Annotated in this window: 11 protein-coding genes; 10 read left to right on the top strand and 1 reads right to left on the bottom strand. The window is 61.4% G+C overall.

The features are described from left to right. Positions 1-176: 176 nt before the first annotated feature. The 3 genes from AKL25_RS24100 to AKL25_RS04950 are packed head-to-tail and all read left to right on the top strand — an operon-like array spanning position 177 to position 2,716. The gene (locus AKL25_RS24100; RefSeq protein ID WP_157050487.1) at positions 177-728 is read left to right on the top strand and encodes a hypothetical protein; all 552 of its coding nucleotides are present in this window, start codon (positions 177-179) and stop codon (positions 726-728) included. Beyond that, positions 704-2,269 carry a sensor domain-containing diguanylate cyclase gene (locus AKL25_RS04955; RefSeq protein WP_050476511.1) on the top strand — a complete coding sequence of 522 codons (1,566 nt, stop codon included), beginning with the start codon at positions 704-706 and terminating at the stop codon, positions 2,267-2,269. Before AKL25_RS24100 ends, AKL25_RS04955 begins: the two co-directional genes overlap by 25 nt. Before the next feature lie 36 nt (positions 2,270-2,305). Next, positions 2,306-2,716, top strand: coding sequence for a GNAT family N-acetyltransferase (locus tag AKL25_RS04950; protein WP_050476510.1), 411 nt, complete (start codon positions 2,306-2,308; stop codon positions 2,714-2,716). Between the two features lie 19 nt (positions 2,717-2,735). Here the strand turns inward: AKL25_RS04950 and AKL25_RS04945 are convergent, their stop codons facing one another. Next, positions 2,736-3,653: a LysR family transcriptional regulator gene (locus tag AKL25_RS04945; protein ID WP_050476509.1), complete on the bottom strand. Its 918-nt coding sequence runs from the start codon at positions 3,651-3,653 to the stop codon at positions 2,736-2,738. A 294-nt stretch (positions 3,654-3,947) separates the two neighbouring features. Here AKL25_RS04945 and AKL25_RS04940 point away from each other — a divergent pair, with 294 nt between their 5' ends. The 7 genes from AKL25_RS04940 (at position 3,948) to AKL25_RS04910 (ending at position 13,535) form a co-directional block, all read left to right on the top strand. Then, positions 3,948-4,817: an alpha/beta hydrolase family protein gene (locus AKL25_RS04940; RefSeq protein ID WP_050476508.1), complete on the top strand. Its 870-nt coding sequence runs from the start codon at positions 3,948-3,950 to the stop codon at positions 4,815-4,817. A 38-nt stretch (positions 4,818-4,855) separates the two neighbouring features. Then, positions 4,856-5,800 carry an ABC transporter permease gene (locus AKL25_RS04935; protein WP_050476507.1) on the top strand — a complete coding sequence of 315 codons (945 nt, stop codon included), beginning with the start codon at positions 4,856-4,858 and terminating at the stop codon, positions 5,798-5,800. Continuing rightward, a complete protein-coding gene (locus tag AKL25_RS04930; protein WP_050476506.1) occupies positions 5,797-6,618 on the top strand; it encodes an ABC transporter permease in 822 nt (273 codons plus the stop codon). Before AKL25_RS04935 ends, AKL25_RS04930 begins: the two co-directional genes overlap by 4 nt. Then, on the top strand, positions 6,615-8,312 hold the full coding sequence (locus AKL25_RS04925; RefSeq protein ID WP_050476505.1) for an ABC transporter ATP-binding protein: 1,698 nt from the start codon (positions 6,615-6,617) through the stop codon (positions 8,310-8,312). Before AKL25_RS04930 ends, AKL25_RS04925 begins: the two co-directional genes overlap by 4 nt. A 55-nt stretch (positions 8,313-8,367) precedes the next feature. After that, positions 8,368-9,957: an ABC transporter substrate-binding protein gene (locus tag AKL25_RS04920; protein ID WP_157050485.1), complete on the top strand. Its 1,590-nt coding sequence runs from the start codon at positions 8,368-8,370 to the stop codon at positions 9,955-9,957. 139 nt (positions 9,958-10,096) lie between these two features. After that, the gene (locus AKL25_RS04915; protein ID WP_050476504.1) at positions 10,097-11,233 is read left to right on the top strand and encodes a C45 family autoproteolytic acyltransferase/hydrolase; all 1,137 of its coding nucleotides are present in this window, start codon (positions 10,097-10,099) and stop codon (positions 11,231-11,233) included. A gap of 574 nt (positions 11,234-11,807) precedes the next feature. After that, complete coding sequence (locus AKL25_RS04910) at positions 11,808-13,535, top strand: methyl-accepting chemotaxis protein (RefSeq protein ID WP_050476503.1); 1,728 nt, start codon at positions 11,808-11,810, stop codon at positions 13,533-13,535. The last annotated feature ends 36 nt before the right edge of the window (positions 13,536-13,571 follow it).

Below are 13,571 nucleotides of genomic sequence, written 5' to 3'. Positions count from 1 at the left end.
CATGGCTTTTACGCACAAGATGCTGCGTATCCCAGTCTGCAAAAGGGTTTCCTGCAGGCACGCACCAAGAGAAAAACCCTGCAAAAGATGCTGAACGGCAAGGCGAGCGGGGATAAAAAAGCCCGCCTGAAAGGCGGGCTTGAAACGACAGAATATGTCGTGGGGGGGAGTCAATCATGAGGCGCCAACACACTGCATGGCGCAAGGCAAACCAGGCAGAACAAATCCTTTGCTATTTCGCCGGTACGCTCTCCGTCGTCGTTACCGACGACAACGCACTGGTGCAGATATCCCACAGCGAAACCGGGACGCGCCCGATATCCACGGCAAATACCCAGGTTGCCGAAACCAGACAAACGCCTGCAACCAGCAAGAGCAATATCACCTGCAGATTCGACAAGCTGAATGAGGGGCGCTGTTTTTGGGGCGGATTGTGCAGCATGGGCGGTAGGCAAAAATGTCCGAAAATTGAACTGAACCTGAAGTATATGCACTTCAGGCCGCAAAGCGAATGTGGCAAATTGTCACAGGTGTTGCCGTCACACATCGATGTATCTGCCGCCGAGCAAGGGATTTACCGCTCATTTTCACCGTTCGCCCTGGTAGGTCGGCATGATAGAGTCACAATAAAGGCAGGCAACAGAATAAATACAGTGCGCCGGACATATGGATCGGCCCCAACCTCTTTTCCCGAGTACAGGCAATGCGTCCCAAACCAACCGTTCTGACCCCGGCAACAAACTCATCGGTCGCCTCTACCGCAATCAGCTTCCTGATCCTGGTGTGCATTTGCATCATCGGCGTGATCGGCTGGACCATCTGGGAAGAACGCGCCGACCAGCTCCATGAATCGGAGATCACCTCCGAGAACATGTCGCGCTCGCTGGCCCGGCATGCCGACGACACCTTCAAGGCCGCCGACACGGCCCTGCTTGGCCTGGCCGAGCGCCTCCTCGTCGACGGCACGGCTCCGGCAGCGCTGGACCGGCTGCACAAGCTGCTGCTGTTGCGCGTCAAGGAATTGCCGCAGCTGCAGGGACTCGCCATTTTCAACAAAGACGGCGTACGCATCGTCAACTCGCTGCCGAACAAGGACGAATACAGCTCCAGCGCAGACCGCGAATACTTCATCTTTCACAAGACCAACAGCAACCCCGGGCCTCACATCGGCGTTCCGTTCCAGGCGCGCTCTTCCGGCGATTGGGTGATCCCGCTGTCGCGCCGCCTGGACAGCGCCGACGGCCAGTTTGCCGGCGCCGTCGTCGCCACCATCAGCATCAAATACTTCATCGACTTCTACCAGACCTTCGACATCGGTGAAGACGGCGCCATCGCCCTGATTCTGGGCAACGGCGTGCAGATCGCGCGCCGGCCGCTGCTGGCGGATTCGCTCGGCAAGAATTTGTCGAAAGGTCCGCTGTATGCCCTGTACAAGCGCGGCAACGGCCACGGCTCTGCGATGATCCGCTCGACCCAGGACGGCGTCGAACGCCTCAACGGCTACCGGCAACTGACCTACTATCCGATCTTCATCACCACCGCCTTGTCGAAGGCGGAGATTCTGGCGAGCTGGCACCGGCTGGCCATCGTCAGAGCAGTGATTGCGCTGGTGATCGTCGGCATCATCACCCTGCTCGGCATGCGCCTGGTCAGGCAGATCAACATGCGCATCCACGCGGAGCAAGAAGCCAGAAATGCGCGCGACGCGCTGCAAGCCCTGAACGCCACCCTGGAAAAACTGGCGCAGCAGGACGGCCTGACCGGCCTGGCGAATCGCCGCAAGTTCGACCAGGCCATCGACCACGCGCTGTCGCACGCCAAACAGTCGGCCTCGCCGCTGGCGGTGATTCTGATCGACGTCGATTACTTCAAGAAATTCAACGATCTCTACGGCCACGTCGCCGGCGACGAATGCCTGCGGCAAGTCGCCGCCGTCATCAAAGCCAGCGAGAAGCGCAGCAACGATCTGGCCGCACGCTACGGCGGCGAAGAATTCGCCGTGCTGCTGCCCGACACCAACCTCGACGGCGCACTGGTCGTCGCCGAATCGATCCGCAAAGCCCTGCACGCGCTGAAAATCGAACACGCCGGCAACACCGCCGGCATCGTCACCGTCAGCGCCGGTATCGATGTGCTCACCGCCATCACCGAAAAAGATTCCGCCGCCAGCTTCGTCAGCGCGGCCGATGCCGCTCTCTACAGCGCCAAAGCTTCGGGACGCGACCGCATCAAATTCAACCAGGCGGCGCCGGCAATCGATCAGGCCTGACGACCTTCAACACGGATTTTCATCGCGACAGACAACATGTATTACCAGCTCAAAGACGAAGTCCCTTCGGTCAGCGACTACATCAATATCCGCCTGGCCGCCGGCCTGAGCCGCAAGTCTCCCGAAGCCGCCACCATCGGCCTGAAGCACGGCTTGTTCAGCGTGGTGGTGTATGCCGACACCACACCCGTGGGTATCGGGCGCGTCATCGGCGACGGCGGCTGCTTCTTTGAAATCGTCGATATTGCCGTCATCCCCGCGCATCAGAAAAAGGGACTCGGCCATCTGATCATGCAGCGCCTCATGCAATACATCCACACCACCGCGCTGCCCACGGCCTACATCAGCCTGATGGCCGACCACGGCACGCCGGAGTTTTACAAACGCTATGGATTCGAAGCATCGCTGCCGCCGGCCAAATCGGGCATGTCGCTGCGGATCGTTTAAGCAAAGTCCGGCGCGCGTCCTAGGGCGACACGCCGCCCGGCAAACGGCCGCCGGGCCGCATGCGCTGCAACTGCTCCAGCAATTCTTCCCGCACCACGCTGGTAATGTGACTGCGCCGGCCGCTTTCCAGGATACCTAGCCGGCGCGCCACCGGCCGCCCCGGCAGATGCAGCACGCACAGGCTGGGATCGCTTTCCCAGTCGAAGTTCTTCAGCAGCGGCACCATGGTGAAGCCGACATTCTTGCGCACCAGTTCGACGATGGACAAGATCGAGTTCAGCTCCAGAAAATCCTGCGGCACCAGATGCATGCCGCGCATGATCTTGTCGATATGCGCGCCGGTCGGCGTGCGGCGGTCGAAACGGATGAAGGGATAGCCGGCAAACAGGCTGCTGATCGTCGAGTCGGCGCTGGCGATGCTGGAATTGGCAATCACGGTGAGCGTCTCGACATAGCATTGCGTCCATAGCAAGCCGGGCTTGTCGGGCCACTGCCGCTCCACCACCAGCGCCGCATCGAGCTCGCCGCTGATGACGTCTTCCATCAGTTTGGACTGATCCTGCACGCGCAGCTCGACTTCCAGGCTGGGGTGCAGGAATTTGAGTTCAGCCAGCGTCGTCGACAGCAAACCCATGCCGGTAATCAGCGAACCCAGCTTGAGATTGCCGGCGATCGGCTCCTGGTTCTGCAGGTCGCGGCGCAGGGCTTCGTATTGCGCCAGCAGGTCCACCGCACGCGGCAGCAGCAAATGTCCGGCCGGCGCCAGCACCATGCTGCGCCCGGTCTTGTCGAACAGGGTGGTCTTCAGCTCCGCCTCCAGCGCGCGCATCTGCTGGCCGACGGCGGCCTGCGTCAGCGAGACCTGATCGGCCGCGGCGGCGAAAGATCCGCCGTGGGCGGCAGCAACGAAGGTGCGAAGAAAACGTATGGTGCTCATGGATAAATGCCGGTGCGCAAGGGCCTTCAGGAAGAACTGCCTACGCCGCAATAATAAAGAAAATATTTATTAATACTAAATTATTTTTACATTTTTATTTTGTTTTGTTTGTCACATAATCGAAACATAACTGAAGCACCTACCGGCAAACAGCCCCAGACCAGGCCATGACGACTTCGATGCTGTCCCTTCCAACTCTTTGCATGCCGGCCGAATGCACCGGCGATGCAGCATGCACGAAAGCCGGAATAGCCGGGCAGCCTTCCCCTCATCTGCATTCACCAAGGATTTCCCATGTCTGACACATCCGCCGCCATTGCCGCTGAATTCGACCTGCGCGCGCGCGCCATTTACGATCTGGGCAACAGCACCATCTACGCCTCGCGCAGCGATCCGCGCTTCTCCTATTGCACGTATGTACCACCGCATATCGGCAGCGCCGGTGCGCGCCCGATGCAACTGGTCGTCGTCATGCACGGCACCGGCCGCGCCTTCACCGAATACCGCGATGCCTTTGCTGAATTCGCCAAGTGGAACGACTGCATCGTGCTGTGCCCGCTGTTCCCTGCCGGCCCGAAAGGCGACGGCAACCGCGACGGCTTCAAGCAATTGCGCGAAGGCGACATCCATTACGACGAAGTCCTGCTGGATATGGTCGATGAAGTGGCGACCAAGTTCGGCTGCGATTTTTCCAGGTTCGCCCTGTTCGGCTATTCCGGCGGCGGCCAGTTCGTCAACCGTTTCGGCTACCTGCATCCGGAACGCCTGTGGGCGCTGTCGGTCGGCGCGCCGGGTTCGGTCACGCTGCTCGACTTCAACCAGGACTGGTGGGTCGGCGTGCGCGACTTTGCGACACGCTTCGGCAAGCCGCTCAACCTGGAGGCGCTGAAGACATTGCCGGTGCACATGATCGTCGGCAAGGCCGATATCGAAACCTGGGAAATCACGCACAAGGAAGGCGGCAAGTTTTTCATGCCCGGCGCCAACGATGCCGGCAAAAACCGTCCCGAACGCCTGGAGAGCCTGCGCAAATCGTTTGAAGCCGCCGGCGTGAAGGTCAGGCTCGATGTGGTCGACAATGTGCCGCACAACGGCATGGCCTGCGTCGGCAAGGTGCAGGATTTCTTTGCCGAGACGCTGCGCAGCATGCGCGCAGCAAGCTAGACTAGCTCACTTATTTTTCCGCGCGGAGAACACTACGCATGTTTCGTTTCACGCTGAATCGACTGGCCATGGCGCTGCCGACCTTGTTCATCGTCGCAGTCGCCGTCTTTGTGCTGATCCGGCTGATCCCCGGCGACCCGGCGCAGCTGCTGCTGGGCGACCTGGCCGATCCGGCGCGCCTGCTGGAGCTGCGCACCCACCTGGGACTCGACCAGAGCTGGCTGGTGCAATTCGGCGTGTGGGGCGGCCACGCCCTGCGCGGCGATCTCGGCGTATCGATCACCACCGGCGAGCCGGTGCTGCAGCTGGTGCTGAGTCGTTTCATGGTGAGCGCCCAGATCGTCGTCGTGGCGGTCATCCTGGCGGTGGTGGTGGCGGTGCCTGCCGGCATGATCGCGGCCTGGAAACAAAACCGCCTGCCCGACCTCGCGCTGGTCGGCGCCGCCACCTTGCTGGTGTCGCTCCCGACCTTCTGGCTGGGCCTGTTGCTGCTGCTGTTCTTCGGGCTCAAGCTGGACTGGCTGCCGGTGGTCGGTTATGTCTCCGTCATGAGCGACTGGAAGACCGGCCTGCTGTATCTGGTGATGCCGATCATGACCCTGTTCCTGCATGAAATCGGCGTGCTCATCCGCATGGCGCGCGCCAGCACGCTGGAAGTGCTGCGCCTGGACTACATCACCCATGCGCGCGCCAAGGGCCTGTCCGAACGCGCGGTGATGATGCGCCACGCCTTCCGCAATTCCTTCGGTCCGACCTGGACCCTGATCGGCCTGGTGCTGGGCAACCTGCTCGGCGGCGTGGCCGTGGTGGAAACCGTGTTCACCGTACCCGGCCTCGGCCGCCTGCTGGTGGATGCGATCTTTGCGCGCGACTATCCGGTGATTCAGGGATGTCTGCTGTTCGTGGCGGTGATCTATGTGCTGACCAATCTGGTCGTCGATCTCTGCTATCCCCTCTTCGATCCACGGGTGCTGGCCGAATGAAAAAATTCCGAACTCCGCAAGCGCTGATCGGCCTGCTGGTCATTGCGTTCATTCTCGGGGCAGCCTTGCTGGCGCTGGTGTGGACCCCGCACGATCCGCTCAAGATCAGTTTTTCCGCGCGCTTCCAGCCGCCCGGCGCCGCCTGGCTGCTGGGCACCGACGAATTCGGCCGCGACGAACTGTCGCGCCTGATGGCCGGCGCCTCCAACAGCGTCTGGATCAGCTTCCTGACGGTGCTGTTCGCCATCGTGGTCGGCACCTGTATCGGCGTGGTCACCGGCTTCGTGCGCGGTTGGGTGGATCGCATCGTGATGGCCTTCATCAACGCCCTGCTGGCCTTCCCCGGCCTGTTGCTGGCGCTGGCCTTGCTGGCCGTGTTCGGGGCCAATCAATACGGCATCATCCTCGCACTCGGCCTGGCCTACACGCCATCGGTCACGCGCATCGTGCGCGGCACTGTGCTGTCGCTGCGCGAAAAGGAATTCATCGAATCCTCGCGCGTGCTGGGCAACTCCGAGCTCTACACCATGGTGCGCCATATCCTGCCCAACTGTATCGCGCCGCTGACCGTGCTGGCGACCTCGATGTTCGGCTGGGTGATCCTGGCCGAGAGCGCCTTGTCCTTCCTCGGCCTGGGCGTACCGCCGCCTGCGCCGACCTGGGGCAACATGCTGGCCTCGGCGCGGCCTTTCATGGAGCAGGCGACTTACCTGTCGATCTTCCCCGGCCTGTGCATCGCACTCACGCTGCTGGGCATCAACTTTCTCGGCGACGCCGTGCGCGACCTGCTCGACCCACGCATGAAAGGTCTGGAATGACTGCATCCTCCACACCTGCCGGCGACAAACTGGTCGAGGTCTCCGGCCTGACGCTGGCCATCGGCGCCAAAGGTCGCCAGATCGTGCGCGACGTATCGTTCTCGGTTTCCGCGGGCGAATTCGTCGGCCTGGTCGGCGAATCCGGCAGCGGCAAGACGCAGGCGGCGCGCGCCATCATGGGACTCACGCCCCTGCCGCTGCTGCGCACAGCCGGCAGCATCGTATTCGAAGGCGAAGACATTGCGCAAGTCGGTGAAAAGCGTCTGCGCTCATTGCGCGGCGCACGCATCGGCATGGTGTTCCAGGAGCCGATGACTTCGCTCAATCCCTCCTCGACCATCGGCTCGCAACTGGACGAAGGCCTGGCGCTGCACCGGCCGCAACTGAACAAGGCCATGCGCCGCGAACTGGCGCTGGATATGCTGGCCCGCGTCGGCATCGCCGATCCCAAGGCGGCCTTGTCGGCATGGCCGCATGAATTCTCCGGCGGCATGCGCCAGCGCATGATGCTGGCCTCGGTCATGCTGCTGGAACCGGCCCTGCTGATCGCCGACGAACCCACTACCGCGCTCGATGCGGTGGTCCAGCGCGACGTGCTGGAACTGATGGTCAACCTGACCCGCGAACGCAACACCGCGGTGCTGCTGATCAGCCACGACCTGCCGATGGTCGCGCGCTACACCGAACGCGTCATCGTGATGAAGCAAGGCGAAGTGGTGGAATCCGGCAACACCGCTGCGATGCTGGCCGCGCCGGTTCAGGACTACACCCGCAAGCTGCTGGAAGCGATCCCGCGCCGCCAGCCGGCGCGCGTCTTGCCGGCGGCCGAACCGGTGGTCGAAGTGCGCAATCTGGTGGTCGAATACGGCGGCCATCAGCGCCTGTTTTCAAGGACCGCTTCCAAACGCGTCTTGCACGGCATCGATCTGTCCATCCAACCCAGGGAAATCGTCGCCGTGGTCGGCGGTTCCGGCTCCGGCAAGACCACGCTGGGCCGCACCATCGCCGGACTGATCAAGCCGACCGAAGGCGACATCCTGTTCAAGGGTCACGCCATCCATCGCAGCGATCCGGGCTGGCGCGACTACCGTCTCAATTGCCAGATGGTGTTTCAGGATCCCTACTCCTCGCTCAATCCGCGCATGACCATTGCGCAACTGGTCGGCGAAGGCCTGCGCCAGGTCGACGGCATGTCGAACGCCGACAAACGCGCGCGCGTGGCCAAGATGCTGCAGGAAGTCGGCCTCGACGGCAAATACGGCGAGCGCCATCCGCATGAACTCTCGGGCGGTCAACGCCAGCGCGTGGCGATTGCGCGCGCGCTGGTGCGCCATCCGGCCTTCGTCATCGCCGACGAGCCGGTGTCGGCGCTGGACGTGACCGTGCGCGCACAGGTGCTGGAATTGTTCGCCGAGCTGCAGGATCGCCATGGCTTTTCCTGCCTGTTCATCAGCCACGATCTCGGCGTGGTCGAACAAGTCGCCGACCGCGTGCTGGTCATGCAGAGCGGCCGCATCATCGAGCAAGGCAGCCGCGACGCCGTCTTCGACCAGCCGCAGCACGCTTACACACGCACGCTGCTGTCCGCGATCCCGGCGCTGATCCCGACGCCCGGCGGCGGCATGCAGCTCAAGTGGCGCTTCGACGAGCCCGCAACCGCTGCCGCAGCCATCGCGACACCGATCCCTGTTTAACCGCATGACATCTTCACCGACCTTCATTCACGCACAGCCATCAAGGAACCCAGCCATGTCTTCTTCCCAGTCTCCAGCACGCCTGACAGCGCCAGCGACACGCCTGCTGCTGGCGATGAGCGTAATGAGTGCAGTTAGCGCCTCGGCCTTCGCACAGAACCCGGCGCAGATCGTGGTCGCGCAACCGGCTGACATCCGCTCCACCAATCCCGGCGTCAATCGCGACAACACCACAGACGGCGTGGTGCTCAACATCGTCGAAGGCCTGGTCGGCTATCACGAAAACGGTTCGGTCGGCCCGCTGCTGGCGAAGTCCATCAACGTCAGCCCCGACGGCCTGACCTATACCTTCAAGCTGCGCACCGGCGTCAAGTTCCACAACGGCGATCCCATGACCTCGGCCGACGTGCTATGGAGCTGGAACCGCTACATGAATCCCAAGACCGACTGGCGCTGCCTGAGCGATTTCGACGGCCGCTCCGGCACCAAGGTGCTGTCGGCAACCGCACCCGATGCACAGACCTTCGTGCTGAAGATCGACAAGCCGTCGGCGATTTTCCTCGACAACCTGGCGCGCACCGACTGCGCCATGGCGGCCGTCATCAGCAAAAAATCCGTCAAGGAAGACGGCAGCTGGGACAAGCCCATCGGCACCGGCCCGTACAAGTTTGACGAATGGAAGCGCGGCGAATACGTGACCCTGAGCGCCTTCGCCGATTACCAGTCGCCGCCGGGCAACAAGCCGGACGGCTATCTCGGCCTGAAGAAACCGCAGATCCAGCAGGTCAAGTTCCTGGACGTGCCCGACATGTCCACCTCCAAGGCCGGCCTGCAATCCGGCGCCATCGATGCCGGCCAGATCACCTCCTCCGACGTCAAGGAACTGAAAGCCAATCGCAATCTGAACGTGATCATCCCGAGCGAAGCCGGCAAGAATACGCTGCTGATGCAAACCAACGACCCGGTGCTCAAGGACGAACGCATCCGCCAGGCCATCGCCCTGTCGCTGGACATGAAGCAGATCGTCGAAGCCGCCTCCGAAGGCCTGGCGCACGTCAACAATTCCGCCATCTACGACAAGTCGCTGTTCTACAGCGCGGAACAAAAGAAGGGTTACGTCTACAATCCGACCAAGGCCAAGCTGTTGCTGCAACAGGCCGGCTACCGCGGCCAGCCCATCGTGATCCAGGCCAACAAGCGCGCGCACGTGCCGAGCTATACCGTGGCCGTGCTGAGCCAGGCGATGATGCAGGCGGTCGGCATCAACGCCCAGATCGAAGTGCTGGAATGGGCCACGCAGCTGGACCGCTACAACAGCGGCAACTACCAGATGAGTTCCTTCACCTATTCCTCGCGCCTGGATCCGGCGCTGAGCTATGAGCAGTTCTCCGGCAACAAGGCCAAGCAGTCGCGCAAGGTGTGGGACGACCCGGCCGCGCAGAAACTGATCGATCAGAGCTTCATCGAATCCGACACCAAAAAGCGCCAGGCCCTGTTCGACCAGTTGCACAACATGCTGATCACCAAGACGCCGCTGATCCTGCTGTACAACGTGACCGACTCCTGGGCCATCCGCAAGCGCGTCAACGGCTACACCGTCTGGGAAAGCAAGCCCCTGATGTGGACCAGCAGCCTGGCGAAATAAACGAATCTCCCGCGGCGGGTTGAACACCAACTACGTGAACACCCCGCCTTCTTCTTGTTGAACCTGTTTTTGCGAGCGTCTTCCGCTACCTCGCCGGGCTGCTGCATTGCCTGTTCCTTTTTAATGATTGGCTGACACCATGACCACTATCCAGCAATTTCCCTTCGTCTCCGTCTCCGGCACCCCGCATGAACGCGGCGTGCAATACGGCCAGCAGGCCGCCGACCGCGTGCGCGGCAGCATCGCACTGTACGGCCAGACGCTCGTCAACATCGGCTACGGCGAACAGGCGCGCAACCAACTGATCGATTTCTTCGCAAAGCAGATCGGCGATTACGCACCGCATTACATCGATGAAATGCGCGGTATCGCCAAAGGGGCGAACGTGGACTTCGCCGACATCGTGATGATCAACGCCCGCACCGAAGTGCTGGCCAAGGCGCGCGCCGAAAAAATCGCCGCCGTCGACAAGGAACCAGGCGACGGCTGCACCGGCGCGCTGATCCTGCCGGAGCGCTCAGCCACCGGCAACCTGATCCACGGCCAGAACTGGGACTGGCGCGCCGAATGCGCCGACACTTCCATCGTGCTGCGCGTGCGCAACGACAACGGCCCCGATTTCCTCACCTTCGTCGAAGCCGGCGGACTGGCGCGCAGCGGCTTCAACAGCGCGGGCGTATCGATCACGGCCAACTATCTGGAATCGAACCGCGACTTCACGCAACTGGGCGTACCGCTGTCGCTGATCCGCCGCAAGGTGCTGGAGCAGGAAATCTTTTCGCTGGCGATGAAGACCGTCGCCACCACGCCGAAGTCCTGCTCCAACAACATCATGCTGGGCATGGCCGAAGGTTTCGGCATCGACTTCGAATGCACCACCAATGAATCCTTCCCTATCTATCCGGGCGAAGACGGCTTGATCGTGCATGCCAACCACTGGATGTCGCAGGTTGCGCTGAGCAAGCTGGTCGACCTCGGCATCGCCAACTCGCCCGACAGCCACTACCGCGACTGGCGCGTACGCAAGCTGCTCAATGCCGCCGGTCCCACACTCGGCCGCCGGCAAATGAAGGACGCCTTCTTCGACAATTTCGGCCTGCCCTATTCGGTTTGCCGTCCGCCGCGTCCGGGCAGCCACGACAATCTGTCGGCCACGGTGGCAATGGTCATTATGGAACCAGCGGTACGCGAGATGGAAGTGGCGCCGCTACCGGCATTGAATCGCGTGTTCACCCGCTACAGCCTCGACCATGATCCGGTGTTGGTGGCAGCTTAGTCAGCTGCCCGCTTAGTTACCCGATTAGTCGCTTGCCCTGGAGCGCATCAACGACGCAATCGGGGGAGCTATTGTCACCTTGTTTTTGCTATGCGATAGCCGCGTCATCGCATAGCAATAACTGAGGAAAGAATGAGGAAAAACTTAGCAATCGCCGAGCATCGGCGATGCCGTTTTCATAGCGGTCTCGTCAGCATTTTGTCAGCGCACTGACAGCAAAAACGTCGCGTTCTGTTTGCGCAAATTCTGATTCATTGTCGTTCAATAAAGAGCATTGCATTTAATTGTAAATTCTCCGCATTTTGCAGAAAAATTGCTTCAGAACATCATCACCCCCGCCGTTAATACCCCTGTGAAAATGCGTTGGCCTTCAGACGCCGGAAAGAGCAGTCCGCTCCTTGCACCGGTGCGCAAACGATATTGGTAAAAACATATCGGGGACAGAGACAAGGTGGTTTGGCCTTGATGCATTTTCTTGATTGATGACCGCTTGCCAGGAAAACATCCCCAGCCAGCAAGACCCGCACTATCCGCAACGACTGCCGCTCTCAATTCAAAAGAAAAAGATCACGACATGAAAATCTTCAGACTCACCATCAAATCCCGCCTCGCGCTCGCCATGGCGATTCTCTCCGTCCTGCTTCTCGCCATCGGCATGACCGGTTTGTTCGGCATGTCCACTGTGGTGAAGATCAATCGCGAGCTGTATCAGGTCCGCATGCCGAAGACGGTTGCCGCCGACAACACCTTGCTGTGGGTCGGCCGCCAGCGCACCTCGCTGGATCAGGCGGCACTGACCACAGACCCGGCCTGGGCGCAGCAGATGTACAAGACCGAAGCGGACGTCGGCAAGCAGGCGCTGGAGTGGTGGGCCAAGTACGCAGCGCTGCCGCAAAGCGAGCAAGCCAAGAAGCTGGTGCAGGAAGTCACCGAAGGCCTGACCAAGACTGAAAAAGCCCTCGACGAATTCCGTGAGGCGATCAAGGGCGGCGACCGCCAGCAGATCTCCGACAAGGCGCGCCTGGTCGGCACGGTCTACACCGCGATGCAAAAGAGCGGCACGCTGCTCAACGAATATGAAACCGATGCAGCGCGCCAGAACTATGAAGACTCGCTGAACCGCTATGAAAACTTCCGCATGATTTCCATTGCGGCGGTGGCGATCGGTCTGCTGCTTGCAGGCTACAGCTGGTTCTCGCTGCGCCGTGCGATTTCGCGCCCGATCGAACAGGCGCTCAAGCATTTCGACGACATCGCCGAAGGCGACCTCACTCATCGCGTACATGTGCATTCGACCGATGAAATGGGCCAGTTGCTGACCGGCTTGTCGAAGATGCAGGACAACCTGACCAAAACCGTTTCCACGGTCCGCACCGGCAGCGACGCCATCGCCACCGCGACCAAGGAAATCAGCGCCGGCAATCTCGACCTGTCGTCGCGCACCGAGCAGCAAGCGGCCTCGCTGGAAGAAACCGCTTCCAGCATGGAAGAGCTGACCAGCACCGTGAAACACAATGCCGACAACGCGCGCCAGGCATCGACGCTGGCCGTCAATGCATCGCAAATCGCCAGCGCCGGCAACGACGTGGTCAGCCGCGTGGTCACCACCATGGATGAAATCCGCGACAGTTCCACCAAGATTACCGAGATCGTCGGCATCATCGACGGCATCGCTTTCCAGACCAACATCCTGGCGCTGAATGCCGCAGTGGAAGCGGCCCGCGCCGGCGAACAAGGCCGCGGCTTCGCGGTGGTCGCCAGCGAAGTGCGCGCCCTCGCGCAACGCTCTTCCAGCGCCGCCAAGGAAATCAAGGACCTGATCATGCTGTCGGTGGACCGTGTGCAGACCGGCTCCTCGCTGGCAGGCCAGGCCGGCCAGACCATGAGCGAAATCATCGGCGCGGTGCAACGCGTGACCGACATCATGGGTGAAATTTCTTCCGCCTCCAGCGAGCAGAGTTCCGGCATCGATCAGGTATCGCGCGCCGTGACGCAGATGGACGAAGCGACACAGCAAAATGCAGCACTGGTCGAACAAGCCAGCGCCGCCGCCAAGTCGCTGGAACAGCAAGCCTTGTCGCTGAAAGATGCCGTCTCGATCTTCAAGATCCTCGAAGAACAGCGCAGCCATCAAGCCTACGCCGCACCGGCTTACCAAGCATCTCCTTCCCGCGCGCCGGTCAAGGCGCGCAGCACCAAATCCATCACGCCGCTGAAAATGCCTTCGGCATCGACATCCCCGGCGCCGGCCATCGGCAAGCCGCCCGCGGCCGCCTCGAACGACGATTGGGAAACATTCTGATCCGATATCGCTGATGTCGCCGACATACCAGCCGAC

The sequence above is a fragment of the Herbaspirillum rhizosphaerae genome (genome assembly GCF_001189965.1).
GTDB classification, from domain to species: domain Bacteria; phylum Pseudomonadota; class Gammaproteobacteria; order Burkholderiales; family Burkholderiaceae_D; genus Herbaspirillum; species Herbaspirillum rhizosphaerae.
Note: the sequence above shows the minus strand (reverse complement) of the source record. Positions and strands in the feature narration are given on the sequence as shown.